This window comes from Pseudomonas sp. PL-6, from assembly GCF_054110165.1.
Map to the genome: position 1 here is coordinate 3,628,292 of NZ_CM134189.1, position 26,989 is coordinate 3,655,280.

Here is a 26,989-nt window from a genome sequence, read left to right on the forward strand (position 1 = left end):
CGGAGAACCCGGCGCCGAACGCGGATCACGCCTGGTTGATCGGGTTTTCCGGGTACCAGACATCCAGCAGCGGGCTGATCTCGAAGCCCTGCAGCTCGTCGCGGCCCTTCAGCCAGGCCTCGACGGCACTACGCTGCGCCTCGTCGACCGAGCCGCGCTTGGCCAGGCAGACCAGACCGTAGTCTTCGCCGCCGACGTAATCCAGGCCGTTGCCGGCGATGGCCTGAGCGAGGAACTGGTCGATGAAGGCATCGACGGTCTGGTCGTTCAGGTCGGCCTTGAAGTTCAGGGTCAGCTCGAAGCCCAGCTCCTGGAATTCATCGACACAGAGCTTCTTGCGCAGACGGCGGGAACGGTTGGTCGCCATGAAACAATCCTCAAAAGTAATAACGCGCGGCACTCTAGCAGATCGCCCGACTTGTCGCTCGCTGCCCTGCCACCTTGCGGCATAATGTGCGGCAACTTTTCCCGGCGGCTGGCTGTCGTTGACTTCAGTTATTCGAGCGCCCTCGCTCGCGGCTTGACCAACGAGCCGATCCGCCCCGTCGCAGTTGCCGCCTCAGTGCGCAAGGTTTTTCATCATGATCCAGCGGTTTCGCCAACTGGCGCTGAGCGCCCTGTTCCTGCCCCTCGCCCTCACCTGCCACGCCGCCGGCGGCGCCCTGCCGGCCAAGGTCGAGCAGGCACTGAAGGCCAACAAGATCTCCAACCACTCGCTGGCGGTAGTGACCCTGCCGTTGGCCGGCCAGGGCGGCGGCCTGCAGTTCAATGCCGACGTCTCGGTCAACCCGGCCTCCACCATGAAGCTGGTGACCACCTACGCCGCGCTGGAGCTGCTCGGCCCCAACCACCAGTGGACGACCGAGTTCTACGCCGACGGCCCGGTCAAGGACGGTGTGCTGCACGGCAACCTCTACCTCAAGGGCGGCGGCGATCCCAAGCTGAACATGGAGAAGCTCTGGCTGCTGCTGCGCGATCTGCGCCTCAACGGCGTGCGTCAGGTGCAGGGCGATCTGGTGCTCGACCGCAGCTTCTTCGTCGCGCCGCAACTGCCGGCCTTCAACGACGACGGCGGCGACGCCAACAAGCCCTTCCTGGTGGCGCCCGACTCGCTGCTGGTCAACCTCAAGGCGCAGCGTTTCATCACCCGCGCCGAAGGCGGCAAGGTCCAGGTCGCCATGGATCCGCCGATCGCCACGGTACGCATCGACAACCAGGTCAAGCTGCTCAAGGCCGGCCCCTGCCCGGCCTGGCCCGACGTGCGCTACAACGCCGTGAAGCAGTACGACGGCACCACCCTGATCGTCAGCGGCCAGCTGGCCGACGGCTGCAGCGCGCAGACCTACCTGTCGCTGCTCGACCACCCTAGCTACGCCGCCGGCGCAGTTCGCGGCATCTGGCAGGAGCTGGGCGGCAAGATCCTCGGCAAGGATCGCCTCGCCGAAGTGCCGGACAAGGCTCGCCTGCTGGTGCGCGCCTACTCGCCGGACGTGGTGGAGATCGTCCGCGACATCAACAAGTACAGCAACAACACCATGGCCCGGCAGCTGTTCCTCAGCCTCGGCGCGCAGTTTCGCACCGCCGCCGACCAGGACGACGCCATGGCGGCGCAACGGGTGATCCGCAGCTGGCTGGCACGCAAGGGCATCACCGCGCCGCACCTGGTGATGGAGAACGGCTCCGGCCTGTCGCGCGCCGAACGCATCAGCGCGCGGGAGATGGCGGCCATCCTCCAGGCCGCCTGGCGCAGCCCCTACGCCGCCGAGTTCCGCAGCTCGATGCCGCTGGTGGCGCTGGACGGCACCATGCGCAAGCGCCTGCGCCGCACCCCGCTGGTGGGCGAGGCGCATATCAAGACCGGCACCCTGAACAACGTGCGCGCCATCGCCGGTTACAGCCGCGACAGCAACGGTCAGGACTGGGCGGTGGTGGCCATCCTCAACGACCCCAAACCCTGGGGCGCCACCTCGATCCTCGACCAGGTGCTGCTGGAGACCTACAAACAGCCGAAGCGCTGAAGATCTGTGGGCGGGGCGTAGGGTGGATGACGCTTTACCCATCCACCGGCGATGCACTTATGGTGGATGAGAAGAGCGTCATCCACCCTACGCAGGCCCGACAACCTCAAGCTAGCGCGCGCTGAAACGCCAGGCGCGGTGGATCTTCGGGTTGCGGGCGAAGTCGGGGTCGAGGGTCTGCGCGCTGATTTCCTCGACCTGGTAGCGCGCCGCCAGGCCCTCGTCGAGCTGGAACTTGCGGAAGTTGTTGGAGAAATACAGCACCCCGCCGCGAGCCAAGCGCGCCATGGCCAGGTCGAGCAGCTCGACGTGGTCGCGCTGCACGTCGAACACCCCCTCCATGCGCTTGGAGTTGGAGAAGGTCGGCGGATCGATGAAGATCAGCTCGTACTCGTTGCGATCCTCGGCCAGCCAGGCCATCACGTCGCCCTGCTCCAGGCGGTGCTTGTCGGAGAAACCATTGAGCGCCAGGTTGCGCCGCGCCCAGTCCAGGTAGGTCTTCGACAGGTCGACGCTAGTGGTGCTGCGCGCGCCGCCCTTGGCCGCATGCACGGTGGCCGTGGCGGTGTAGCAGAACAGGTTGAGAAAGCGCTTGCCGGCAGCCTCGCGCTGGATACGCAGACGCAGCGGACGGTGATCGAGGAACAGCCCGGTGTCCAGGTAATCGGTGAGGTTGACCAGCAGCTTGACCCCGCCCTCGCTGACCTCCATGAACTGGCCCTGGGCGGCCTGGCGCTGATACTGCTTGCTGCCGCTCTGCCGCTCGCGGCGCTTGATCGCCACCCGGTTCTGCGCCACGCCGAGAGCCTGGGGAATCGCCGCCAGGGCGTCGAGCAGACGCGCCTGGGCCTTGTCCGGATCGATCGAGCGCGGCGCGGCATATTCCTGCACATGCACCCAGTCGCGATACAGGTCCACCGCCAGGGCGTACTCGGGCATGTCGGCATCGTACAGGCGGTAGCACTCCACGCCCTCGCGGCGTGCCCACTTGCCCAGCTGCTTGAGGTTCTTCTGCAGGCGATTGGCGAACATCTGCCCGCCTTCGGACAGGCGTGCCTGCGGCGCTGCTTCGGCCGCAGGCTCCGCCTCCTCGCGTCCGCGTCGCTCGCCGGTGACGAACTGCTCGGTCTGCACCTTGATCAGCAGCAGCTTGCAGGGCAATGCGCCGTTCCAGAAGGCGTACTGCTTGTGGCTGCGCAGGCCCATGCGCTTGCCCAGCTCCGGGGCGCCGGTGAACACCGCCGCCTCCCAGCCCAGGCAGGCCTGGCGCAGGCGCTCGCCGAGGTTCTGGTAGAGGTACAGCAGGCTGGCCTCGTCGCCCAGGCGCTCGCCATAAGGTGGGTTGCTGATCACCAGGCCCTTCTGGTTCTGGTCCGGGCGCGGCTCGAAGCTGCCCAGCTCGCCCTGATAGATCTTCACCCAGTCGGACAGGCCGGCGCGCTCGACGTTGTTGCGCCCGGGCTGGATCAGTCGCGGGTCGGCCTCGTAGCCGCGAATCCACAACGGCGGCTTGGCCAGGCCGGCGGCGGCGCGCTGCTCGGCCTCGGCATGCAGTTTCTTCCACAGCGCCGGCACGTGGCCGAGCCAGCTGGAAAAGCCCCAACGCTCGCGGCGCAGGTTGGGGGCGATGTCGGCGGCCATCAGCGCCGCCTCGATCAGGAAGGTGCCGACGCCGCACATGGGGTCGGCCAGGGCCCCGCCCTCGGCGGCGATGCGCGGCCAGCCGGCGCGAATCAGCACCGCGGCGGCGAGGTTTTCCTTGAGCGGCGCAGCGCCCTGCTGCAGGCGGTAGCCGCGCTGGTGCAGGCTGTGCCCGGACAGGTCCAGGGACAGGATCGCCTCGCCGCGCTCCAGACGCAGATGCACGCGCAGGTCGGGGTTGAGCTTGTCGATGCTGGGGCGCTCGCCGCTGCTGGTGCGCAGGCGGTCGACGATAGCGTCCTTGACCTTGAGCGCGCCGAAGTGGCTGTTGTCGATGCCCGAGCCATGGCCGCTGAACTCCACCGCCAGGCTGCCGGCCGGCTCCAGGTGATCGCGCCAGTCCACCGCCTTGACGCCCTCGTAGAGGTCGTCGGCGTTGCTCATGGAGAAGCGCGCCAGCACCAGCAGCACGCGGTTGGCCAGGCGCGACCACAGGCACAGGCGGTAGGCGGTCTCCAGCTCGGCCTGGCCACGCACGGCGGCGGTCTGCTCGCGCGCCTCCTCCAGGCCCAGTGCCTTGGCCTCTTCCAGCAGCAGGCCTTCGAGCCCCTTGGGGCAGGTGAGAACGATTTCGTAACGATCCGACATGGACTTTCCAGTGCCTATGGCAATCAGGGAGGCGCGACCTGCGCACCTCGACTCAAAATAAGTGACAAAACGTCACATCGCGACCCTTCGTCGGAATAAGCAAGCAGTCTCATTTGCACTAGCACAATGACGCCACTGCCGCCTGCAGCCAGGCCCCACGGCGCCTGGCCGGAAGACGCTGGACATATGCCCAGCGCCCTTATGGCCTCACCCTCGTTTAGGTTACGCCCTTATGACAAATCGATCATTCACAGGCCCCAGCGCATTCGTTAGAACACTACTTAAGGCTTTCGCTGCAACGGCGAGGGCATAGAAAGTTCGCCACGCCGGCAGCGAACTTTCGCAGGCAGAAGACTCTCTGCCCGGCCTTGCCACAAGGCCAACGGGACATAACAGTCAACAGTGAGGGCAACACCCTATGAGAAGACTTAAGCGTGATCCGTTAGAACGAGCTTTTTTGCGCGGCTATCAGTACGGCATCAATGGTAAATCCCGCGAACTCTGCCCCTTCACCCTGCCTTCGGTACGTCAAGCCTGGCTCAATGGCTGGCGCGAGGGCCGCGGCGACAACTGGGATGGGCTGACCGGCACCGCCGGTATTCATCGACTCAACGAACTTCACGCTGTCGGCTGATCAGGATCACTTCCGACTTCACCATGCCGACCCCCTCCGGGCGGCGGGCGCAAGCCCAGGGGCTCCTTCGGGAGCCCTCTTTATTTGCGCAATGCCGCAATGGCATCCACCGCCTCGCGAATCAGCGCCGGGCCCTTGTAGATGAATCCCGAATAGATCTGCACCAGGCTCGCACCGGCGGCGATCTTCTCCGCCGCATGCCTGCCCTCAGTGATGCCGCCGACCGCGATGATCGGCAAACGCCCGCCCAGCTCGCCAGCCAGCACCTTGACGATATGCGTGCTCTTGTCGCGCACCGGCGCACCCGACAGCCCGCCGGCCTCGTCGCCATGGGCCAGGCCTTCGACGCCTTCGCGGCCGAGGGTGGTGTTGGTGGCGATCACCGCATCCATTCCCGCCTCCAGCAGCGCCGCGGCCACCAGCGCGGTTTCCTCGTCGCTCATGTCCGGGGCGATCTTGATCGCCAGCGGCACGCGCTTGCCGTGCTGCTGGGCCAGGTCCTCCTGGCGCTGGCGCAGCGCTTCGAGCAGTGCCTTGAGCGAGTCGCCGAACTGTAGGCTGCGCAGGCCGGGGGTATTCGGCGAGCTGACGTTGACCGTGACGTAGCTGGCGTGGGCATAGACCTTGTCCAGGCAGGCCAGGTAGTCGTCCACCGCACGCTCGACCGGGGTATCGAAGTTCTTGCCGATATTGATCCCCAGCACGCCCTTGAACTTCGCCGCCTGCACCCGTTGCAGCAGGTGGTCGACGCCCAGGTTGTTGAAGCCCATACGGTTGATCACCGCCTCGGCCTCCGGCAGGCGGAACAGCCGCGGCTTGGGGTTGCCCGGCTGCGGCCGCGGGGTGACGGTGCCGATCTCGACGAAGCCGAAGCCCAGCTGGGCGAAGCCATCGATGGCGTCGCCGTTCTTGTCCAGCCCGGCGGCCAGGCCCACGGGGTTGGCGAACTGCAGGCCCATCACCGTGGTCGGCAGACTGGCCGGCGCCTTGCTCAGCAGGCGGTTGAGGCCCAGACGGCCGCCGGCGCCGATCAGGTCGATGGACAGCTCGTGGGAGGTTTCCGGGGACAGTTTGAACAGCAGCTCGCGGGCCAGGGAGTACATGGGCAGGCTTAGCTCGATAGATGAGGGTGGGCAGGCCGGCGATTATAGCCGCGCGCGGCCCACCGGCGCGAGGCGGGCACGCCGGATCAGGGCAAAGGGCGTAAGCTCAGCAGCTCGCCGGCGGTACTGAACTCCAGTACGAAGGAACCATAGATCCCCTCGTGGGTCAGATAGGGCCGCAAATGGTGGGCCGGCAAACTGACGCGGCGGCCGTCGCGGCTTTGCGCCATAATCCGGTTGGCATGGCCACGGTAGACGGCCTGCAACCGTTCGGCCGATAACGCAATATCCAGCACCAAGCTGGGCATGGAGGCACCCTCGCACATGAATGCGGCTATTTTGCCACAGACCCACCTCGCCGCCGCTGACGCGTCGCGCGGCGCCTTGCAAGCAGGAGCTGCCCGCGTCTGCCACACTGCTGTAGACGCCCTTGGAGCGACCTGCCGGCCATGAGCCTGTCCGAGCCCTCGACCCTCAGCACCCGCCTGACCGCTCTGGCCCAACGCCTGGGGCTGATCGGTCGCGGCTCGCGGCAGATATTCGCCCGGGCCAGCGCGCTGCGCCTGCCGTTCCGGGTGCTGCCGCCACCCGGGACAAGCATCTGCTGGCACGAGGGCCCGCCCCTGCAGCGCCTGGTCGACCTGCCACGCGGTGCACTCTCAGGCCCGGTGCAGGAAGACAAGGCCCAGGCCCATGCCGCCCTAACCCAGGTGGTGACGACCGAACGCCAACACCTGCAAGCCTTCGACCTGCGCCTGGTCGACGGCTTCGCCTGCAACGCGAGCAGCCAGCACGGCTACGCCAGTTTCGAGGACTATGCTGCGAGCGAGCACTGCAAGCAGGTACGCATCATCAGCTACAAGGATTTCGTCAAGACCATCAGCCAGGCCTTGCCGCGTTTTCTCGCCGGCGAGGCCGTCGAGCTGCGTCAGGCCGGCTGGCACGGTACCCGCACCTTCTGGGCGGGCGAGCAGCAGGGCGAAGCCTTCGCCGGAGCCATCGTCTATGCCCGCAGGCGCGGCCTGGAGGTGCTGCTGCCGGCCAACCTGACCCGTTACCGGCTGAGCGCCAGCGGGCTGGAAAACCTGCAGCTGCGCTACCACGTGCTGGCCATGCCGGGCGAAGCCTGGAGCGACCCGCACTTCATGGGCCTGCTGCTGGACAACGGCCTGCCCTATGCGCGCCTGTCGTTGCTGAAGACCGCCGGCGCGCCGGAATTCCTCCTGTTGCCCAAGGAACATCCCCAGGCCACCGCCCTCGGCGAAGGCCTGCGCCTGGCCGGCGCGCCCGACGTACTGGGCTATCTGCGCCAGCTGGCTCTGTAACCCGGTGACGGGCCCATTCGCGTAGGGTGCGCTGCGCGCACCGGCCATACCATCCGAGCTAGTGCGCACGGCGCACCCTGCGATCACTCGTCACCGCCACGCAGCAGACGGCCGATCATCTCCAAGGAATAACCGCGATAGGCGAGAAAGCGCCCCTGCTGGGCGCGCTCGCGAACATCGCCCGGCAGCTGGCCGCCATACTTGCGCTGCCAGGTCTCGCGCAGCTGTTCGAACCAGTCGATGCCGCTGTCGCGCAGCGCCTGGTCGATGTCGCCGCGCGCCAGACCGCGCTGGCCCAGCTCTTCGCGAATGCGCTGCGGGCCATAGCCGGCGCGGGCGCGGTAGGCGACGAAGCTTTCCAGGTAACGCGCCTCCGAGAGCAGGCCCTCTTCGGCCAAACGCTGCAACGCAGCCTCGATCAGCGCCTCGGGGGCGCCGCGTTTGCGCAGCTTGCGCGTCAGCTCTACCCGTCCATGTTCGCGCCGCGCCAGCAGATCCATGGCCGCCCGCCTGACGGCGAGCGGGTTATCCAGCACCACGGACATGCTGCGTAGGCTTAGAAGTCGACTTCGGCGTCGGCCAGGTCATCGGCCGAGGCTTTCACCGGTGCACCGCCGACCAGCAGCTTCTCGCGAACCTGACCCTCGATGGCGCGCGCCACTTCCGGGTTGTCTTCCAGGTACTTGGCCGCGTTGGCCTTGCCCTGGCCGATCTTGTTGCCCTGGTAGCTGTACCAGGCACCGGACTTCTCCACCAGGCCCTGCTGCACGCCCAGGTCGATGATCTCGCCGTTGCGGTAGATGCCCTTGCCGTAGAGGATCTGGAACTCGGCCTGGCGGAAGGGCGGCGCCACCTTGTTCTTGACGATCTTCACGCGGGTTTCGCTGCCCACCACTTCCTCACCTTCCTTCACCGCGCCGGTGCGGCGGATGTCCAGGCGCACCGAGGCGTAGAACTTCAGCGCGTTACCGCCGGTGGTGGTTTCCGGGCTGCCGAACATCACGCCGATCTTCATGCGGATCTGGTTGATGAAGATCACCAGGCAATTGGCGTTCTTGATGTTGCCGGTGATCTTGCGCAGCGCCTGGCTCATCAGACGGGCCTGGAGGCCGACGTGCATGTCGCCCATCTCGCCTTCGATTTCCGCCTTGGGCACCAGGGCTGCCACGGAGTCGACGATGATCACGTCGACGGCATTGGAACGCACCAGCATGTCGGTGATTTCCAGCGCCTGCTCGCCGGTATCCGGCTGCGACACCAGCAGGTCGTCGACATTCACGCCGAGCTTGCCGGCATAGTCGGGGTCGAGGGCGTGCTCGGCGTCGACGAAGGCGCAGGTAGCCCCCATCTTCTGCGCTTCGGCGATCACCGACAGGGTCAGGGTGGTCTTACCGGAGGATTCCGGTCCGTAGATCTCGACGATCCGGCCCTTCGGCAGGCCGCCGATGCCCAGGGCGATGTCCAGGCCCAGCGAGCCGGTGGAGATGGCCGGGATGGCCTGGCGCTCGTGATCGCCCATGCGCATTACCGCGCCCTTGCCGAACTGCTTCTCGATCTGACCCAGGGCAGCCGCCAAGGCGCGCTTCTTGTTCTCGTCCATTTGTATCCTCACGTGCTCAAGGCCTCAGCGGCCGCCGACAACTGTATAAGTAGACAGTATTATTCCACAGGGCAAGTCGCCCGCCTACCCCATTACCGGATTTTCCTCGGCCAGCAGGCGCGAAAGCCCCGCCAGTGCGGCCTCGACCGTTTGTCGGCGCACTTCGCCGCGATCACCGGGGAAGTGTTTGCACAGGCTGTACAGGCGCTCGCCGTCGCCCCAGGCCAGCCATACGGTGCCCACCGGTTTCTCTGCCGAACCGCCGTCGGGCCCCGCCACGCCGCTGACCGCCACTGCGTAGCGCGCCCCACTGCGGGCCTGGGCGCCGCGCACCATGGCCTCGACCACCTCGCGGCTGACTGCGCCGACAGTGGCGAACAACTCGGCCGGCACGCCCAGCTGCTTGCTCTTCTGTGCATTGGAATAGGTGACGTAGCCGGCCTCGAACCAGGCCGAACTGCCGGGGATACGGGTGATTGCCTCGGCGATGCCGCCGCCGGTGCAGGACTCGGCGGTGCTGACCTGGGCACCGGCGGTTTGCAACTGCCGGCCGAGCTGCGTGGCCAGATGACTGATGGAATCCATATGCTCTCCGGGGTGAAACGGGCCAGGCCGATACCCTACACTAGGCGCTTTTGCGATTTAAGCCGGACAGTCGAGACCATGACGGACCTCTCCCAGCACACCCCGATTGTGTAATTAGATTGCTGCCGCGAAGCCACTAAAACATAACAAAACACATAAAAAATCAAAAACATAGATCAATCACGCTGAGCTACGACATAGCGCGAAGCGGGCCTGAAATGGCGTGTTTTGGCGGGTGATTTACCCCAAATTTACCCCACGAAATCGCTTCGCAATCAGGAGCAAAGCGTGGCGTGTAATGTATTGAAGGCGTTTACCGCTGACACCAGCAAAAGCCTGCGCGTCCCGTTTGCTGGTAGCACCGGTGAGATCGGTGGAATAACGGTCTTACTGTTTCCTCTCACCCTGTCATGGCCTCGGGTAGCAGCGGCGCGCATTGCTGCGCCGCCGCCCCTGAGAACTGGACGTGCGAGTCACCCCGCATCCGGCTCAAGCCATTCTTCAGCACCAGAGCTTGGCACCGAACAGTTTGACAGAGCGTTTCGAGGCTCGACGGCGGGCCAGGTATTCGGCCCATGTCGGATCGAACGGATTGGCCGCTCCAGGGACTTTGACGTGGCGAGTGATTGCCGCCGTCATCGCACGAAACAGCCGAAGGCCGACAGTCTTGCCGTCGGCAGAACCTTTCGTGGAGAAGTCACCATTTCGGTCTCCGATCGTCCGGAAGTATCGCTGCTTGATCCACCATGCACTTTTGGCGGGATGCCTGCGCTTTGCCCACCTCCAGAGCATGTGCCAGATGGAATCATCGACTCGATTAAAGGTTGCTTTTGCCTGATTACGCCGTGCTTGTCCGCGCTGCCGCTTAGCCTGCTGCTTCGCATGCAGCGCCTGAGCCACCGTCACCATGCCAACTGCCTGGCCGCTCAAGTTCAAGCGCGGCGCATTCTCTGTCATGTATGCCCAGTACCGACTTCCTCAGCACCTGGTAGCGATGCCCTACTTGAGCTGTTCGCTGGATATTCCGAGCAGCTCCAGATGTTGCTCGTCATCGTTGAGAATGCCCCTTCTTCAGCGGAACCTTGGGGGCCGGATTGACCGGGAAGGCCAATGGAAAGTGCTTCTGCAGTTGCCAGATCGCCCCGCAGCGACATTGTCCACACCTTCTTCCCGTCCCGCCGGGGGCCTGTTGCCATTAGTTCGGACGCTGATCGACTTCCTGGCTGAGCACATCAGGCCATAGCCATCGACGGGCGTCTCAGGGCTCCAGGCCGTCGATGAAGATGGCGATGGCCTCGTCGATCAGTTGCTGCCGTTCCGCGCGCGAGGGGGACTCGATCAGGCCGAGCAGACACTGCAACTGGAACTTCCCGGTCAGCGCATCGAGAAAGATCACGGCCCGCCGCTCGGCACTGCCGGGCGCCACCAGGCCGGCGCCTTCGGCCCAGCTGAAGTACTCCGCGAGGCATCGGTAGGCGGTGCCCGGCGCGGCGTCGAAGAACGACCTGGCCGCCTCGGGCGCGCGCGGCGCCTCGGCGACGATCAAGCGGTGCAACGCCGTGGTGCGAGGCGCCAGCACCACATCGAGGAAGGTCTCGGCGATGGTCGCCAGGGCTGCGCGCAGGGGCTTGCGCTTGAGATCCATATGGGTCAGCGGGTTGACGATCTCTTCGCACAGTCGCGCGATGATCGCCGCGAAGAGGCCGTCCTTTCCCCCGAAGTAGGCGTAGAAGGTGCGCTTCGAACCGCCGATCCGCGCGATCAGGCCGTCCACGCTCACGCCTGCGTAGCCGTCCTCCAGGAACATCTCGGTGGCGACATCGAGAATGTGCCGTCGCTTGGCGGCCTGGCGGGGGCTTTCCAACTGGGTCATGGGCGTTTCCAAGGCTGCGGGGCGCCATAGCCTAACCCGCGCCACTCAAGGCTTCCAGCGAGCTTATTCGACGAATGAGCATAAATATCAGAATTTTTATTCCTCATGAATCTTGATTTCCCTCTTGACCGAGTGGGGTTTAGAGATCAAATTTCGCTCAAAGGGTACGGTACCGTACCGTACCCCCTCCCCCAACAAACAAGAACAACAGAGGAACTCGCCATGCGTTTCACCCAATTCCTGGAAGGGTCCCACAAGGGGCTGGCCGTCGAACTGTCCGGCAAGCTGTATGGCCTCGCGGAACAGGAGGACGGTTTTCCCGGCACGCTGCACGACCTACTCAAGGCCGGTCCGGACGCCCTAGCGGCCGCCCATCGGCGCCTGAGCCAGGCCCGCGAGCTGGACCCGGCCGCCATCCGCTACCTGCCCCCCATCGAGCGCCCCGGCAAGATCGTCTGCGTAGGGCTCAACTACGCCGATCACACCAAGGAAAGCCCGTACGAGCAGCCCACCTATCCCACCTTCTTCCCGCGCTTCTCCACCACCCTCGTCGGCCACGGCGAACCCATCATCCGCCCGAACGTTTCCGAGCAGCTGGACTATGAAGGCGAACTGGCGGTGATCATCGGTCGCGGCGGCCGCCATATCGGCAAGGCCCATGCACTGGAGCACGTCGCCGGCTACTCGATCTTCAACGAGGCCTCGGTGCGCGATTACCAGTTCAAGTCGCCGCAATGGACCATCGGCAAGAACTTCGATGCCACGGGCGCCTTCGGCCCGACCTTCGTCTCCGCCGACGAACTGCCGCCCGGCGCGCGCGGCCTCGGCCTGACCACCCGCCTCAACGGCAAGATCGAGCAGCAGGGTAACACCGCCGACCTGATCTTCGACGTCGCCGAGCTGATCGCCACCCTCAGCGAAGCCGTCACCCTGGAACCGGGCGATGTCATCGTCTCCGGCACCCCGGCCGGCATCGGCTGGGCCAGGCGCCCGATGCTGTTCATGCAGGCCGGCGATCTGTGCACGGTCGAGATCGAAGGCCTCGGCATGCTCAGCAATCCCATTGCCAACGAAGGCCCGCAGGCCTGACGACCTGCCGCGCCGTTCGCCCGAGGAAGGCTGATCGCGCCGACGCCCCTGGGGGCGCCGGCCGGCTCGACACCCGCTGACCGCCGACACCCGTTCGGACCCCGCTGCAGGGCCCGCGGGCCCGGCCGTCCCGGAAAAGAGCCAGCCCGTCCTTCCCGGTGAACGCCAGATCAACGCATTCGTTGCCGGATACCTGCCGCGCCCGGCCAAGGAGGAGCAGCCATGCTGCGCATCAAAGACATCAACCACGTGATCTACCAGCACCAGGACCTCGACGCCATCGAGCATTTCCTGACCGACTTCGGCCTGGTCGTGGCGCATCGCACCGAGCACCGCCTCTACCTGCGCGGCACTGGTCCGCTGCCCTACGTCTACATCGCCGAACGGGCCACATCGACCGGGCTCAGCGCCATCGCCTTCGCCGTGGAAAGCCTGGACGACCTGCAGACCGCCGCGCGCTTTCCCGGGGCGTCCGCCATCCAGCCGCTGGCGCATCCGGGCGGCGGGCACTGCGTGACGCTGCACGACCCGGCGGGACGCAGGGTCGACCTGGTGCACGGGATAGCAAGCGTCGAGGCGCTGCCCCAGCGCGCCGCCCTGACCCTCAACTCCGCTGAGGAAAAGCGCCGCTTCGGCGACGTGCAGCGCCCAGCCAAAGGGCCGGCCCAGGTGATGCGCCTCGGCCATGTCGCCATCGGCGTGGACGACATGGCCAGGATGCTGCGCTGGTACCGCAGCGTGCTCGGCATGCTGCCATCGGACCTGATCGTCGAAGGGGACGATGACAGCTGCCCGGCCGCCGCCTTCCTGCGCCTGGATCGCGGTAGCCAATGGACCGACCACCACACCATTGCGCTGTTCCAGGCGGGCAAGGACGTCGTCCACCACGCCTCCTTCGAGGTGCAGGACTTCGACGCCCAGTGCATCGGCCACCAGTGGATGACCGAGCGGGGCTGGAGCCCGTTCTGGGGCGTCGGCCGGCATGTGCTCGGCAGCCAGATCTTCGACTACTGGAGGGACCCCTCGGGCAACCTGATCGAGCACTTCACCGACGGCGACCTGTTCAACCACGCCTCGCCGATGAACCACATCCAGGCCTGCGATTCCAGCCTCTATCAGTGGGGGCCGCCGATGTCCGTGGAGTACTTCCTCGGCGGCTGCGGCGAGAGGGAAACCCTTGCCCCGCGCCCGGACTCCCTGCGCAAACGCAGCGTTCAGTAACCACGAGGACCACGACATGAACAACCAACGGCTTTCCGAGCAGGGCCTGGACCTGCTGTTCCGCCAGGCACGCAGCCAGAACGGCTGGCGCGACCGGGCAGTGGACGACGAGACACTGGCGGCGCTGTACGACCTGGTGCGCTGGGGACCGACCAGCGTCAACAGCTGTCCGGCACGGATCGTCTTCCTGCGCAGCGCCGCCGCCAAGCAGCGCCTGCTGCCCGCCCTCAGCCCGGGCAACGTGGACAAGGTCCTGGGCGCGCCGGTGACCGCCATCATCGGCTACGACGCCAACTTCCACGAGCAACTGCCCAAGCTGTTTCCGCACAACCCGGAGGTCCGCGACTGGTTCGCCGGGCAGCCCGAGCTGATCGAACCCACGGCCCTGCGCAACAGTTCGTTGCAGGGCGGCTACTTCATCCTCGCCGCCCGTGCCCTGGGGCTGGATTGCGGCCCCATGTCCGGCTTCGACCATCAGTTGGTCGACCGCGAGTTCTTCGCCGGCGACGGCTGTTTTCCCGGCATGCAGGTGAAAGCCAACTTCCTCTGCAACCTGGGTTACGGCGACCCCGACAAGCTGTTCCCGCGCAGCCCGCGGCTCTCCTTCGAGGAGGCCTGCCTGCTGCTCTGAGAACCCGTGCAAAGCCATTGCTTCAATCGATCCACCTGGCCCGCTGTATCGGCTGCGGCCCCGCCGCTCCCGACCACCCGCCAGGCCAACAAGAACAAAAGGAGAACACCATGTGGCATCAACCGCTGCTGTCCGTCGGCCTGACCGCTTGCCTGGTCATCGCCCAGAGCCTCCCCGCCCAGGCCGGGGAAACCTTCAAGCTGAATGTCGGTGCCAGCCACCCCACCAGCCTGCCCTGGGTAGGTGTGATTCCCGAGCACTTCATTCCCGAAGTCAATCGCCGGGTCGAGGCCCTCGGCAAGGGCTATTCCATTCAGTGGAACGAAACCTACGGCGGCCAGCTGTACAAGGCCAATGCCACGCTGAGCTCGGTCGCCGACGGGATCGTCGACATAGGCTGGGTGTTCAGCAACCTCGAAGGCTCCAAGCAGCCGCTCAGCCAGGTGACCATCTACACCCCCGCCGTGAGTGACGACCCGCAACTGGTCATGGCGGTGTTCAACGAGCTGAACGAAACGCTGCCCGCCCTCAAGGCCGAATGGGAGAAGAACAACCTGGTGTTTCTCGGGGCCTGCAGTGGCGACCCCTACCACCTGTTCACCACCTTCCCGCTCAACTCGGTGGCGGATCTCAAAGGCCGCAAGATATCGACGCCCGGCGTGCTCGCCTCATGGATGCGCGGCACCGGCGGGGTCGCGGTGCAAGGCGCACTGCCCAGCTACTACACCGACATCCAGACCGGCCTCTCCGAGGGCGCGCTGTCTCTCACCTCGGGCGTGATGGGCATCAAGCTCTATGAGGTGGCGCCCTACGTCACCAAGGTCAACCTCGGCTCGACCTACTTCGGCGCCCTTGCCATCAACAAGGACAGCTGGAAGCGTCTGCCACCAGAGGTTCGCCAGATTCTGAAAGACGTCGGCCGCGAGTATTCGCAGAAAATGGGCGAGGCCGTGCTGGGTCTGTATGCGCAGGGCATGCAGCAGATGCAGGCCAACGCGACCAGCAGCCAGCCGCCACTGGTGATCAGCGAGTGGACCCGCGAACAGCGCCTGGCCTGGATCAGCCAGATGCCCAACATTGCCGCCGAGTGGGTCCGCGACAACGAGGCCAAAGGCTTGCCCGCCCGCGAAGTGCTGAGCGCCTACATGAATGCCATGCGTCAGCGCGGGGCACAGCCGCTGCGCAACTGGGATCAGGAACTATGAGTACCTTGAATCCCCGGCAGATGGTCGCCGCGCCCGACCAGACGGCTATCGGCCATGCGGCCAAGCGCAAGCCCTCGCTCTTCGCCTGCCTGGTCGACGGCCTGAACGGCCTGGGCTCGCTGCTGATCTTCGCGATGATGCTGCTGATCTGCGGCGACGTGGGCGCACGCTGGCTGTTCAACCAACCCATTTACGGGGTCGCGGAGATCGTCTCGCTGACCATCGTGGCGATTGTCTTCCTGCAACTGGGCAGCACCCTGCGGCACCAGAGGATGGCCCGCGCGGACATCTTCATCGATGGCTTCATCGCGCGCTCACCCCGTCTCGGGCACCTGCTGCAGGCGCTGTTCAACCTGCTCGGCCTGGCCGCTTGTGGGGTCATGTTCGCGGCGACGGGGCCGCTGCTGCTCGCCGCCTGGAGCGAAGGCGAGTACCTCGGCGTCCAGGGCCTGTTCACCGCCCCGATCTGGCCGATCCGCCTGATAGTACTGATCGGCGCGCTGGTCACGGCCCTTCAATACCTGCTGCATCTCATTGCCGACTGCCGAGCCTGCCTGGTCGTCGGCAAGGCACAAGAGGAGTAACCGCGCCATGACACCTATTGAGATAGGCCTGCTCGCAATCGCCCTGATGCTGGTGGCGATCTACCTTGGCATGCATATCGGCATCGCCCTGATCATGATCTCGTTCGGTTGCGTGGCGGTGCTGCGCGACCCGGAAATCGCCACCCGCATGGTCGGCGCGGCGGTCAACGACTCGATCAGCGACTACCTGTTCGGGGTGGTGCCGCTGTTTGTCCTGATGGGCATGCTGGTGGCCATCTGCGGCGTCGGCAAGGACTCCTTCGACGTCGCCGAATGGCTGCTGCGACGGATTCGCGGTGGCCTGGGCATGGCGACTGTCGGCTCGAACGCCACGTTCGCCGCCATCACCGGCGTCAGCATCGCCTCGGCCGCCGTGTTCACCAAGATCGCCGTGCCGGAAATGATGCGCCATGGCCACACCGCGCGCTTCTCGGTGGGCGTGGTCGCCGCCAGCTCGATCCTCGGCATGCTGATTCCGCCCAGCCTGCTGCTGATCGTCTATGGCGTGCTGGCCGAAGAGTCGATCGGCAAGCTGTTCATCGCCGGCCTCATTCCTGGGCTGCTGCTGACGTTCCTGTTCTGCCTGCTGATCGTGCTGATGACCCGCTACTGGCCGAGCTTCGTCGGACAGTCGCAGGTCGCCGAGGGCCTGCGGAACACGGAGACCGTCGCCTCGGCAAGCAAGAAGGCGCTGCCCATTGCCACACTCATTCTGCTGGTGCTGGGTGGCCTGTACAGCGGCGTGTTCACCCCCATCGAAGCCGGCGCCGTGGGCGCGCTGGGGGCGTTCTGCCTGGCGCTGGCGCGGCGGCGCCTGACCCTGGCGAAATTCTGGCGGGTGCTGGTCGAGACCGGGCACGTCTCGGTGGCCGTGCTGTTTCTGATCATGGCGGCCAGCCTGTACAGCCGGATGCTGGCGATGACGGGGCTGCCGGGTGGCATTGCGGAATTGATGAGCGGCCATGCCCTCGGCCCCTACCAGTTTCTGCTCATGTACATCGCCGTGCTGCTGATCTTGGGTTGCATCCTCGATTCGGTATCCATCCTGCTGATCCTGGTGCCCATCGCGCTACCCATCGCCCAGGCCTTCGGCATGGATCCGATCTGGTTCGGCCTGATCACCGTGGTGGCGGTGGAGATCGGTCTGATCACGCCGCCGTTTGGCATCTCCGTCTACACGGTGAAAGCCGCCCTGGATGATCGCAGCATCAGCATCAAGGACATCTTCATCGGCGTGCTGCCCTTCATCGGCTGCATGTTCTTACTTCTGGCCCTGATGATCGCCATACCCGGCATCAGCACCGCACTGGTTCGTTGACCCCCCCACAAGAGAGCGCTTTATATGAACAACAAGAAAATTGACAGTCGGGAAATTGTGGAACTTTGCCGAAACAAGGGATTCCTCGCCAAGCAACTGTTCGCCATCAGCACCCATTCGGCCGGCAACCTCGACAAAGTGATGAAACATGTTGAAGAACACCTGGCTTTTCAAGTTGAACTCGAACGCGAAGGCATCATGTTTGCGGCCGGCCCGGTATTTGCCGATAACGGCAGTGCCTGGCTCGGCGAAGGGCTAGTGATCGTTCGCGCGGCATCCCTGGCCGATGCCGAACGTATCGCCGCCTCCGACCCCATGCACCGCAGCGGCGCGCGAACCTACTGCGTCCGTCCCTGGCTGGTGAATGAAGGCAGCATGACCGTGCGCGTCAGCTACTCAACCGGCCAGTGCGAAGTCCTCTGAGCCCCCTTCGACTGCGCCAGCGTGCCCATGGGAGGTGCCTGAATTGACCGAGCAAAACCTCGAACTGCTGATAACGGAGCTGGAAGCCCTGCGCCACCGGGCCATGTGCGAGGCCGACAGCGCTGCGCTGGAACAGCTCTTGGCCCCTGATCTGCTGTATATCCATTCGGATGGTACATGCGATGGCAAACAGGCCTATCTCCAGGGTCTGCGCTCACAAAAATGGCGCTACCAGAGGATCGAATGCCACGCACAGGCTGTTCGTATCGAAGGCGACTGCGGCGTGGTCAGCGGACTCATGCAGATGAATGTCGTGATCGCCGGCCAGGCCCTGGCCATGACCAGCCGCGCCCTCGGCGTCTGGGCAAAACGCAGGGAGGGCTGGCAATTAATTGCCTGGCAGGCAACTCGATTAGTTTGATGATTTAACGCTTCGCGTAATTCCAAGTCATACGAACTTGAATGACGCGCGATTGATAGCAGCCAAACAACGTTCAGTTTAAACCAGGCACTACTTGGGCAACGCCCAGTTACCTGGCCGGGACTTTATTTTTCGGAGATTACCCATGTCCACAACTTTGCAGCATTACATCGATGGCCATCTGGTCGAAGGCCGCAGCGGGCGCTTTGCCGATGTCCGCAACCCGGCAACCGGCCAGGTCAGCGGCACGGTGCCTCTGGCCACAGGCAGCGAACTCGACGCAGCGGTGGCGGCAGCCCAAGCCGCCTTCCCAGCCTGGGCGGCTACCACCCCGTTACGCCGTTCGCGGGTGCTGAACCGCTTCAAGGAGCTGCTGGAGCTAAACGCCGAAAAGCTGGCGGCATTGATTACCGCGGAACACGGCAAGGTGCATTCCGACGCCTTGGGCGAGGTGGTGCGCGGCCTGGAAGTCGTGGAATTCGCTTGCGGCGGCCCCCACCTGCTCAAGGGAGAAGTCAGCGAGAACATCGGCAGCTCGATCGACTCCCACTCGCTGCGCCAGCCGCTCGGGGTCGTCGCCGGCATCACCCCGTTCAACTTCCCGGCCATGGTCGCCCTGTGGATGTTCCCGGTGGCCCTGGCCTGCGGCAATACCTTCGTGCTCAAGCCCTCCGAGCGCGACCCGTCGGCTGCCTTGTTCCTCGCTGAACTGTTGCAGGAAGCGGGCCTGCCCGCCGGCGTGTTCAACGTGGTCAACGGCGACAAGGAGGCGGTGGACGCGATCCTCGCCCACCCCGACATCCAGGCGGTGAGCTTCGTCGGCTCCACCCCCATCGCCCGCCACATCTATGCCACCGGCGCGGCCAACGGCAAGCGCGTGCAGGCCCTGGGCGGCGCCAAGAACCACATGGTGGTGATGCCCGACGCGGATCTCGACAAGACCGCCGACGCGCTCATGGGCGCGGCCTATGGCGCCGCCGGCGAGCGCTGCATGGCGATCTCCATCGCCGTGGCCGTTGGCGATGCCACCGCCGATGCATTGATCGAACGCCTCGCCCCCCGGGTGAAGGCGCTGCGGATCGGCCCGGGCACCGACCCCCAGGCGGAAATGGGACCGCTCATCACCCGCGAGCATCGCGACCGCGTGCGCAGCTACGTCGACATCGGCGTCGAGGAAGGCGCCAGCCTGGTGGTCGATGGCCGCGAATTCCGCATGCAGCGACTGGGATTCGAGAACGGCTTCTACCTCGGCGGCAGCCTGTTCGACCAGGTCACCCCCGAGATGCGCATCTACCAGGACGAGATCTTCGGCCCGGTGCTCGGCGTGGTGCGGGTGAAGACCTACAAGGAGGCGGTCGAGCTGATCAACGCCCACCAGTACGCCAACGGCACCGCCATCTTCACCCGCGACGGCGATTCGGCGCGCATGTTCGCCCACGAGATCCAGGTCGGCATGGTCGGCATCAACGTCCCCATTCCGGTGCCCATGGCCTTCCACAGCTTCGGCGGCTGGAAGAACTCGCTGTTCGGCGACCACCACATGCACGGTCCCGAAGGCGTGCGCTTCTACACCCGCCTGAAGACCGTCACCTCACGCTGGATGAGCGGCATCCGCGGCGGCGCCGACTTCGTCATGCCGACCATGAAGTAAGCAACCGGCAGCCACCCTGCCCCCTCGGCGCCCGGAGGGTTCCCCTCCGGGCGCCAGTCAACTCGGAACCAGACCTCGATGAACACACAACAATTACAAAAACGCTTTTGCAAGGTACTGATCACTGGCACGCTCGGCTTGGCCGCGGGCGCCCAGGCCATGGACTGGAGCGACACCTTCGTCGGCTTCCGCTACGGCGAACACTTCACCGAACCCGCGGTGGGCAAGAACGTCCAGAAGGAGATCTATCAGCTCGGCCATGCCAGCGGCTATTCCCATGGCCAGCACATCTTCAATCTCGACATCCTCAAGTCCGACGCCAACGACCCGAAGAAGGACAGCGACTCCGGCGCGCTCGAGGCCTACCTCGTCTATCGCCACCAGCTGTACCTGAGCAAGGTCTTCGACCGTTCCTTCGCCTTCGGCCCGGTCAAGGAAGTCGCCTTCAGCAGCGGCTTCGAACTGAACTACAAGAACACCGACTTCTCGACCCGCAAGCGCCAGGTTCTGCTGGGCCCGACCCTGAAATTCGACGTACCGGGCTACCTGGACCTCAGCCTCTTCTACTCCATGGAGTGGAACCACTGCGGGCTGCCCGCCTGCCAGACCGAGAACATCCAGTTCGATCCCTACTACGTCGTGCACCTAGCCTGGGGGCTGCCCTTCGAGCTGCTGGACGTGCCGTTCAAGTTCCATGGCTTCGCCAGCTACAAGACGGAAAAGGGTGAGGACTACTTCCGCCGCGACACCGGCGAGGAAAGCCTGATCCGCACCGCCCTGATGGTCGATGTCGGCAAGCTGGCATTCGGCCAGAAGAACAAGCTCTGGTTCGGCCCCGGCTATGAATACTGGCGGCACAAATACGGCGCTGTTAACAAACCTGGGGTCAACACCTATGCCCCGACGTTGCATGCCGAGTGGCATTTCTAGAGCGGCAACTTCCGGGAGGTGGCGGGGATGGTGCGAGCCAGGCGCCATCCCGGTCACTCTGGCGCAAACGCTCGGAATCGCTCATGGCGGCGACGCCATCTGCGGCGACTCTGCGTGCGGAAATCGGATGCGGGTCGCCAGGCTAGGGCCAATCCAGGACAACTGACTTGGCAGCCCTGCCCCCTCATTACTCACGAACATCGCGGAAGGCCAATATAGAGCCTGGGTTTTCGAGCTTAGGCGCTAAGGCGCTCCTGTCATTGTACTCAGGCATCGAGCTCCCTCGGGCCTTAAGCGCGGCCGACTCGGAGGTGAGAGGTTGTCAACATGTAGATGACTCCTCAGCCCTGACATTTTCAACGGTTGGTGCGCTTACGAAACTGTCCCGGGGCGATGTCGAACATCTCGCGGAAGCGCCGCTGAAAATGCGAGGAGGTCACAAAACCGCTGGCAATGGCGACTTCAAGCAGGGGTTTATTAGTGTACTGCAGCAACTGACGCGCGTGGGTCAGCCGCAACTCCAGGTAGTAACGCGGTGGCGTCGCCTTCACATGTTGGCAGAACAGGCGCTTCAGATGGCGCCTGGAAATGCCCGCATACTGCGCGACCTCGTCGACCCCGATAGGGTCTTCGATATTGCTGTTCATCAGCTCCAGTGCGGTTTTCAGCGATTGCGGCAAAGTCGGGTCGATATCGATCGAAACCACGGAAACGTCAAAGGTTTCGCGCATCTTGTCGCAACTCAGCACCTCCTCCACCGCGCTCACCAGTTCCTGCCGCGTGCCGCGGCGCACCACCTTCAGCATCATGCTCAAGGAGCTGTTGGCCCCTGCGCAACTGATCCGCCGCCGGTCGACCACATGCGAATGCCCCGTCACTTTTACCTTGGTAAACAGCTCGGTCATCATCACCCAGCCATCGGGATGAAAGGCGCACTCGTAGCCGTCCAGCAGCCCCGCCTCGGCGATTAAGTAGGCGCCGTTCCACAGGCCGCCAAGCATGGCGCCGGCGGCGTCGGCCTGGCGCAGCTTGGTTCTGAGCAGGGGATCGGCCTGCAGCTGCACGCGAAAACCGCCGCAGACCAAGATCAACTGTTGCTGGCGCTCCTGCAGGTCGGCCAGACGGAAACCCACTGAAATGGCGATGCCCAGGTCGCTGGCCACCACGTCCTGGCTACCACCGACCACCAGCACCTGACCGGTGATCAACGCCGCCTCCTCGGAGGCGAGGAACACCACCGCCCCGACGACATCCTGCGGCGTGCCGGTGCGGCCGACCGGGTGCATGGCCAGCAGCTCCCCTGCGCGCGCCAATCGGATCGTGCTGAGCCTCGATGTAGGCGTTGCTCAGGTCGGAGTCGATCCAGCCCGGGGCAATGGCGTTGCAGCGCCCCCCTTCGCGGCCCAGGTCCACCGCAAGGGCGCGGGTCAGTCCATGCACGCCGGCCTTGGAGGCACAGTAGGCGGCATGCTCGGGGTTGGCGCTCAGGCCTTCGATGGAGCCGATGTTGACGATGCTGCCGCCACCGCGCTGGCTCATCTGGGACAGCAGTCAGCGGGCGAGGAACACCGGCGCACGCAGGTTGACGGCCATCATCCGCCGGTTATCAGCGCATTCTTTCCAGTCAGTAGCATGCTCGCCTCCTCAACCCGATACCGGCTTGGCCCCGGTCACTTCACTCAGGGCACCTGAGCAACCCACGAAGTGGCTCAGTTCATTTGCAGGGCCATGGTCCAACCACGGACAGTGTCGGGCGCTATGACGGGGAGTTACGGTTGGTGGGCTAGTCGGCTGATCAGTCGCGCAAGCGCCTCGATGTCGAAAGCGGTGAGCTCCCGGCATGGCAGGCCAAGCTGATCAGCAACGAGCTACCTCAATGCCGCGAACAGCCCGGCCGAGCGCATCTAGCGAAAACGTGCGGCTAGAGGAAGGACGATCATCGATCACAGAAAGGCCCTGACGCTTGCCGAAGCGAGGTGTCAGGGCTGACCTGAGCCATGGCAAATGCCAATGAAATGGCCTGTTAAAACAGGCCAGGAAGGAAGGTTCTGAGCTAATGGAGTGCATGGGGCCAGCGTCCTGCCTGTTCGCACTTCGTTAGCCCAGCGACCGGAGAGTATTTCGGTCGCAGCCATCTGCCAACCCTGCAGGATGGGCCATTGGTCACATAGCGAGATTTTTCTCCTACCTCTCACACTGGCGTTGTATGCCATGGCTGCATTTCTGCTGCTCGCCCAAAACGCCTCTGGGCGTTTTCGGTCGGGTCGATAGAGCCTGCGCGCTGCGCTTGCTGGTGGCGCCTGTGAGAGCGGTGGAATAACGGTCTTGCTGTTTCCTCTCACCCTATCACGGCGTTCTCGCCGTCAAGGGCTGCACACGCTTCGCGCTTGCGGCGGAGCCGGCTATCGCCTCCTGACTGCTGCGCTGCGCCGTGCTGGGGCCGGTTCCGGGCAATTCCGCCCGAGCAACTGGAGCATGATCATGTCGCAGCTTTCTCTCGCCTTTGACGCTTCTCTGATGATTCGTGACGAGCAAGGTCGTTATTTGCCTGCCACTGCTGAGCAGATCCTGGATGCCGCTCGCAAGGTGATCGATCAGAAGGTTCAGCGAGGCGCAGCCCTCACATCTTCGGAGATGGTTAAGGAGTACCTGATCGCGAAGCTAGGCAGTTTTGAGCACGAGGTTTTCGCAGCGCTGTTTCTGGATGCCAAGCATCGCCTGATCCAGTACGTCGAGATGTTTCGCGGCACCATCGACAGCGCCTCGGTCTACCCGCGCGAAGTGGTCAAGGAAGCACTGCGTCTGAATGCCGCTGCAGTGATCTTCTCGCACAACCACCCGAGTGGACACCCGGAGCCGAGCCAGGCGGACAAAGTGATTACGCAGCGCTTGAAAGAAGCCTTGGCGCTGGTCGATGTCCGCTCGCTAGATCACATCATCGTGGCTGGCCAGCACACGGTGTCTTTCGCCGAGCGTGGGTTGCTCTGAACCGCGGGGGCTTCGGCCCCCTTTTGCTGCGCCCGAGAGCGGCTCTAGCCCTCCTACCAGCTCATGCCAGGGCGACTGGAGCCACTTAGCGTCACGCCCGCCGCAGCCCTTACGCTGCGACATCATCCCGGATGCGACTGAGCGGCTTTCAGGTTCATGCGGTGAATCACGCTGAACAGCTGCTGCTTGAGCAGCTGATCGCCGATTCGCTCGGCGGCGCGCATAACGGCTACAGCAGCGGCCTCGTTGTGAATCGCATCTAGATATCTATAGAGGCATCAAAGTACCAAGAGAAATAGCTATCCAGATCCCCTTCGCTCTGCTCCAGGCTGTACAGGGTGTCGGCGGCGAGCAGATCCAGCAGGACCAGGCCGTTGAGGCTGGAGTCCTCGTTGCAGGCTGCCTGCAGGCGCTTGGCCATGCCCTGATTGACCTTGCGCAGGTTGCGATAGGCCTCGCGCAGGCCATCCAGCTGCCAGTCCGCGGCCAGGCCTTTCTGCGCCTTCAGGTGCTGCCCCAGCAGGTAGGTGCCGAGCACCCGGAACAGCGTCTCGTCGCTGCTGCTGAAGGGGAGATGGAACCAGGCCATAGCCTCCAGGAAACGGGTGTGCGGGCAGCCGCTGGTGGCGCCGAGCAGGCCGAGAAGCGAGCCCGCCGCGCGCTGCAGGGTGGTGTGCTGACGCATCTCGCGACCNGAAGGCTACCTGGCCAAGCTGGTCAAGCTCGGCGAGTCGGTGGTGATCTGCGAGCAGATCGGCGACCCGGCCACCAGCAAGGGCCCGGTGGAACGCCAGGTGGTGCGCATCATCACCCCCGGCACCATCAGCGATGAGGCCCTGCTCGACGAGCACCGCGACAACCTGCTGGCCGCCGTGCTCGGCGACGAGCGCCTGTTCGGCCTGGCCGTGCTGGATATCACCAGCGGCCGCTTCAGCGTGCAGGAGATCAAGGGCTGGGAAAATCTGCTGGCCGAGCTGGAACGTTTGAACCCCGCCGAGTTGCTGATCCCCGACGATTGGCCGCAGGGCCTGCCGGCGGAAAAGCGCAAGGGCTCGCGCCGCCGCGCGCCCTGGGACTTCGAGCGCGACACGGCATTCAAGAGCCTGTGCCAGCAGTTCGGCACCCAGGACCTGAAAGGCTTCGGCTGCGAGCACCTGACCCTGGCCATCGGCGCCGCCGGCTGCCTGCTGGCCTACGCCAAGGAAACCCAGCGTACCGCCCTGCCCCACCTGCGCAGCCTGCGTCACGAGCGCCTGGACGACACGGTGATCCTCGACGGCGCCAGCCGGCGCAACCTGGAGCTGGACATCAACCTCGCCGGCGGCCGCGACAACACCCTGCAGTCGGTCATGGACCGCTGCCAGACCGCCATGGCCAGCCGCCTGCTGGGCCGCTGGCTGAACCGCCCGCTGCGTGATCGCGCGGTACTGGAGGCACGCCAGGACGCCATTGCCTGCCTGCTCGACGGTTACCGCTTCGAAACGCTGCAACCGCAGCTCAAGGAGATCGGCGACCTGGAGCGCATCCTCGCCCGTATCGGTCTGCGCAACGCCCGTCCACGCGACCTGGCGCGCCTGCGCGACGCCCTGGCCGCGCTACCCGAACTGCAGCAGGCGATGACCGACCTGGAGACCCCGCACCTGCAGCAGCTGGCCTCGAGCATCGCCACCTACCCGGAGCTGGCCGACCTGCTGGCCCGCGCCATCATCGACAACCCGCCGGCGGTAATCCGCGACGGCGGCGTGCTGAAGACCGGCTTTGATGCCGAACTGGACGAGCTGCAGGCGATGAGCGAGAACGCCGGCCAGTTCCTCATGGACCTGGAAGCGCGCGAGAAAGCCCGCACGGGCCTGGCCAACCTCAAGGTCGGCTACAACCGCGTGCACGGCTACTTCATCGAGCTGCCGACCAAGCAGGCCGAATCGGCACCGGCCGACTATATTCGCCGGCAGACGCTCAAGGGCGCCGAGCGTTTCATCACCCCGGAGCTCAAGGAGTTCGAGGACAAGGCGCTGTCGGCCAAGAGCCGCGCCCTGGCCCGCGAAAAGATGCTCTACGACGAACTGCTCGAGCACCTGATCGGCCACCTGGCGCCGCTGCTCGGTAGCGCCGCGGCATTGGCCGAACTGGACGTACTGAGCAACCTGGCCGAACGCGCACTGAATCTCGACCTCAATCGCCCGTGCTTCGTCGAGGAACCCTGCATGCGCATCGACCAGGGTCGTCACCCGGTGGTCGAGCAGGTGCTGACCACGCCCTTCGTGGCCAACGACCTGAACCTCGACGACAGCCGTCGCATGCTGATCATCACCGGGCCGAACATGGGCGGTAAGTCCACCTACATGCGCCAGACCGCGCTGATCGTGCTGCTGGCCCATATCGGCAGCTTCGTCCCGGCGGCGGCCTGCGAGCTGTCACTGGTCGACCGCATCTTCACCCGTATCGGTTCCTCGGACGACCTGGCCGGCGGCCGCTCCACCTTCATGGTGGAAATGAGCGAGACCGCCAACATCCTGCACAACGCCAGCGAGCGCAGCCTGGTGCTGATGGACGAAGTCGGCCGCGGCACCAGCACCTTCGACGGCCTGTCGCTGGCCTGGTCGGCGGCCGAGCACCTGGCGCGGCTGCGCGCCTTCACCCTGTTCGCCACCCACTACTTCGAGCTGACCGTGCTGCCGGAAAGCGAGCCGGTGGTGGCCAACGTGCACCTCTCGGCCACCGAGCACAACGAACGCATCGTCTTCCTCCACCACGTCCAACCCGGGCCGGCGAGCCAGAGCTACGGCCTGGCGGTGGCGCAACTGGCCGGCGTGCCTGGCACGGTGATCGCCCGCGCGCGCGAGCACCTGGCGCGACTGGAGACCACCAGCCTGCCGCACGATCTGCCGCGCCAGGAGCCCGGCAAAGCCCAGGTGCCGATGCAGAGCGACCTGTTCGCCAGCGTGCCGCACCCGCTGCTGGAGGAATTACACAAGATCAATCCGGATGATCTGAGCCCGCGCAAGGCGCTGGAGCTGTTATATACATGGAAGACGCGCATCTAACGCAGCCGCGCGCAAGCTGCTAGAATCGCGCGCAATTTTACGACTTGCCCGGTTTAC

26 protein-coding genes and 2 pseudogenes are annotated in these 26,989 nt (G+C 64.9%); 15 read left to right on the forward strand and 13 right to left on the reverse strand.

Translation table 11 applies throughout. The features are described 5' to 3' along the window. Positions 1 to 25: 25 nt before the first annotated feature. On the reverse strand, positions 26 to 367 hold the full coding sequence (locus tag ACW9UL_RS15410) for a YggL family protein (RefSeq protein WP_122107330.1): 342 nt from the start codon (positions 365 to 367) through the stop codon (positions 26 to 28). A gap of 214 nt (positions 368 to 581) precedes the next feature. Between ACW9UL_RS15410 and dacB the strand changes: the two genes are divergently transcribed. Next, positions 582 to 2,018, forward strand: coding sequence for a D-alanyl-D-alanine carboxypeptidase/D-alanyl-D-alanine endopeptidase (dacB, locus tag ACW9UL_RS15415; protein ID WP_122107331.1), 1,437 nt, complete (start codon positions 582 to 584; stop codon positions 2,016 to 2,018). 111 nt (positions 2,019 to 2,129) lie between these two features. On the opposite strand, the gene rlmKL is transcribed toward dacB, so the two are convergent. Next, positions 2,130 to 4,307: a bifunctional 23S rRNA (guanine(2069)-N(7))-methyltransferase RlmK/23S rRNA (guanine(2445)-N(2))-methyltransferase RlmL gene (gene rlmKL / locus ACW9UL_RS15420; protein WP_457787557.1), complete on the reverse strand. Its 2,178-nt coding sequence runs from the start codon at positions 4,305 to 4,307 to the stop codon at positions 2,130 to 2,132. Between the two features lie 418 nt (positions 4,308 to 4,725). Here rlmKL and rmf point away from each other — a divergent pair, with 418 nt between their 5' ends. Further along, complete coding sequence (rmf, locus tag ACW9UL_RS15425; protein ID WP_003244273.1) at positions 4,726 to 4,941, forward strand: ribosome modulation factor; 216 nt, start codon at positions 4,726 to 4,728, stop codon at positions 4,939 to 4,941. A gap of 80 nt (positions 4,942 to 5,021) precedes the next feature. Here the strand turns inward: rmf and ACW9UL_RS15430 are convergent, their stop codons facing one another. Together ACW9UL_RS15430 and ACW9UL_RS15435 are read right to left on the reverse strand one after the other, a co-directional pair. After that, entirely contained in the window at positions 5,022 to 6,044 is a 1,023-nt protein-coding gene (locus tag ACW9UL_RS15430; protein WP_457787558.1) for a quinone-dependent dihydroorotate dehydrogenase, read from the reverse strand. 86 nt (positions 6,045 to 6,130) lie between these two features. After that, the gene (locus ACW9UL_RS15435; protein WP_031302573.1) at positions 6,131 to 6,352 is read right to left on the reverse strand and encodes a DUF2835 domain-containing protein; all 222 of its coding nucleotides are present in this window, start codon (positions 6,350 to 6,352) and stop codon (positions 6,131 to 6,133) included. A gap of 141 nt (positions 6,353 to 6,493) precedes the next feature. Here ACW9UL_RS15435 and ACW9UL_RS15440 point away from each other — a divergent pair, with 141 nt between their 5' ends. Beyond that, positions 6,494 to 7,369, forward strand: a complete 876-nt coding sequence (locus ACW9UL_RS15440; RefSeq protein ID WP_397497066.1) for a DUF6685 family protein — start codon at positions 6,494 to 6,496, stop codon at positions 7,367 to 7,369. Positions 7,370 to 7,452: 83 nt separating this feature from the next. On the opposite strand, the gene recX is transcribed toward ACW9UL_RS15440, so the two are convergent. The 6 genes and pseudogenes from recX to ACW9UL_RS15470 all read right to left on the reverse strand — a co-directional run bounded on the left by recX (position 7,453) and on the right by ACW9UL_RS15470 (position 11,427). Further along, entirely contained in the window at positions 7,453 to 7,914 is a 462-nt protein-coding gene (gene recX, locus ACW9UL_RS15445) for a recombination regulator RecX (protein WP_397497067.1), read from the reverse strand. A gap of 11 nt (positions 7,915 to 7,925) precedes the next feature. Then, on the reverse strand, positions 7,926 to 8,969 hold the full coding sequence (recA, locus tag ACW9UL_RS15450) for a recombinase RecA (protein WP_021441850.1): 1,044 nt from the start codon (positions 8,967 to 8,969) through the stop codon (positions 7,926 to 7,928). Between the two features lie 84 nt (positions 8,970 to 9,053). Beyond that, the gene (locus tag ACW9UL_RS15455) at positions 9,054 to 9,554 is read right to left on the reverse strand and encodes a CinA family protein (RefSeq protein ID WP_457787559.1); all 501 of its coding nucleotides are present in this window, start codon (positions 9,552 to 9,554) and stop codon (positions 9,054 to 9,056) included. Between the two features lie 501 nt (positions 9,555 to 10,055). Then, complete coding sequence (locus tag ACW9UL_RS15460; protein ID WP_457790971.1) at positions 10,056 to 10,346, reverse strand: hypothetical protein; 291 nt, start codon at positions 10,344 to 10,346, stop codon at positions 10,056 to 10,058. Between the two features lie 33 nt (positions 10,347 to 10,379). Beyond that, positions 10,380 to 10,695: pseudogene (locus tag ACW9UL_RS15465) on the reverse strand (ProQ/FinO family protein); the annotation flags it as partial. A 117-nt stretch (positions 10,696 to 10,812) separates the two neighbouring features. Next, complete coding sequence (locus ACW9UL_RS15470; protein WP_122108629.1) at positions 10,813 to 11,427, reverse strand: TetR/AcrR family transcriptional regulator; 615 nt, start codon at positions 11,425 to 11,427, stop codon at positions 10,813 to 10,815. A 222-nt stretch (positions 11,428 to 11,649) separates the two neighbouring features. Here ACW9UL_RS15470 and ACW9UL_RS15475 point away from each other — a divergent pair, with 222 nt between their 5' ends. From ACW9UL_RS15475 to ACW9UL_RS15520, 10 genes are all read left to right on the forward strand, one after another. Then, positions 11,650 to 12,516, forward strand: coding sequence for a fumarylacetoacetate hydrolase family protein (locus ACW9UL_RS15475; RefSeq protein ID WP_457787560.1), 867 nt, complete (start codon positions 11,650 to 11,652; stop codon positions 12,514 to 12,516). A 222-nt stretch (positions 12,517 to 12,738) separates the two neighbouring features. Beyond that, on the forward strand, positions 12,739 to 13,737 hold the full coding sequence (locus ACW9UL_RS15480) for a 2,4,5-trihydroxytoluene oxygenase (RefSeq protein ID WP_457787561.1): 999 nt from the start codon (positions 12,739 to 12,741) through the stop codon (positions 13,735 to 13,737). Positions 13,738 to 13,753: 16 nt separating this feature from the next. Continuing rightward, entirely contained in the window at positions 13,754 to 14,368 is a 615-nt protein-coding gene (locus ACW9UL_RS15485) for a malonic semialdehyde reductase (RefSeq protein ID WP_457787562.1), read from the forward strand. Between the two features lie 110 nt (positions 14,369 to 14,478). Further along, positions 14,479 to 15,573: a C4-dicarboxylate TRAP transporter substrate-binding protein gene (locus tag ACW9UL_RS15490; RefSeq protein ID WP_457787563.1), complete on the forward strand. Its 1,095-nt coding sequence runs from the start codon at positions 14,479 to 14,481 to the stop codon at positions 15,571 to 15,573. Then, positions 15,570 to 16,157, forward strand: coding sequence for a TRAP transporter small permease subunit (locus ACW9UL_RS15495; protein ID WP_457787564.1), 588 nt, complete (start codon positions 15,570 to 15,572; stop codon positions 16,155 to 16,157). The genes ACW9UL_RS15490 and ACW9UL_RS15495 overlap by 4 nt, the downstream gene beginning before the upstream one ends. Positions 16,158 to 16,164: 7 nt before the next feature. Continuing rightward, positions 16,165 to 17,475, forward strand: coding sequence for a TRAP transporter large permease (locus ACW9UL_RS15500; RefSeq protein ID WP_457787565.1), 1,311 nt, complete (start codon positions 16,165 to 16,167; stop codon positions 17,473 to 17,475). A gap of 24 nt (positions 17,476 to 17,499) precedes the next feature. Next, entirely contained in the window at positions 17,500 to 17,898 is a 399-nt protein-coding gene (locus ACW9UL_RS15505; RefSeq protein WP_457787566.1) for a YciI family protein, read from the forward strand. Positions 17,899 to 17,941: 43 nt separating this feature from the next. Beyond that, complete coding sequence (locus ACW9UL_RS15510) at positions 17,942 to 18,319, forward strand: nuclear transport factor 2 family protein (RefSeq protein ID WP_457787567.1); 378 nt, start codon at positions 17,942 to 17,944, stop codon at positions 18,317 to 18,319. A 145-nt stretch (positions 18,320 to 18,464) separates the two neighbouring features. Further along, a complete protein-coding gene (locus ACW9UL_RS15515) occupies positions 18,465 to 19,970 on the forward strand; it encodes a CoA-acylating methylmalonate-semialdehyde dehydrogenase (protein WP_122108638.1) in 1,506 nt (501 codons plus the stop codon). A 159-nt stretch (positions 19,971 to 20,129) separates the two neighbouring features. Then, a complete protein-coding gene (locus ACW9UL_RS15520) occupies positions 20,130 to 20,900 on the forward strand; it encodes a hypothetical protein (protein ID WP_457787568.1) in 771 nt (256 codons plus the stop codon). A gap of 356 nt (positions 20,901 to 21,256) precedes the next feature. Here the strand turns inward: ACW9UL_RS15520 and ACW9UL_RS15525 are convergent, their stop codons facing one another. After that, entirely contained in the window at positions 21,257 to 22,186 is a 930-nt protein-coding gene (locus ACW9UL_RS15525; protein ID WP_457787569.1) for a GlxA family transcriptional regulator, read from the reverse strand. Then, positions 22,074 to 22,439 (reverse strand): SDR family NAD(P)-dependent oxidoreductase, encoded by a 366-nt coding sequence (locus ACW9UL_RS15530; RefSeq protein ID WP_457787570.1) that lies wholly within the window; start codon positions 22,437 to 22,439, stop codon positions 22,074 to 22,076. The genes ACW9UL_RS15525 and ACW9UL_RS15530 overlap by 113 nt, the downstream gene beginning before the upstream one ends. Before the next feature lie 942 nt (positions 22,440 to 23,381). Between ACW9UL_RS15530 and radC the strand changes: the two genes are divergently transcribed. After that, positions 23,382 to 23,888 (forward strand): RadC family protein, encoded by a 507-nt coding sequence (gene radC / locus ACW9UL_RS15535; protein WP_457790973.1) that lies wholly within the window; start codon positions 23,382 to 23,384, stop codon positions 23,886 to 23,888. A 259-nt stretch (positions 23,889 to 24,147) separates the two neighbouring features. On the opposite strand, the gene ACW9UL_RS15540 is transcribed toward radC, so the two are convergent. Beyond that, positions 24,148 to 24,573: a DUF6901 family protein gene (locus ACW9UL_RS15540; protein WP_457787571.1), complete on the reverse strand. Its 426-nt coding sequence runs from the start codon at positions 24,571 to 24,573 to the stop codon at positions 24,148 to 24,150. Between the two features lie 10 nt (positions 24,574 to 24,583). Between ACW9UL_RS15540 and mutS the strand changes: the two are divergent. After that, positions 24,584 to 26,932: pseudogene (mutS, locus tag ACW9UL_RS15545) on the forward strand (DNA mismatch repair protein MutS); the annotation flags it as partial. Positions 26,933 to 26,989: the final 57 nt, after the last annotated feature.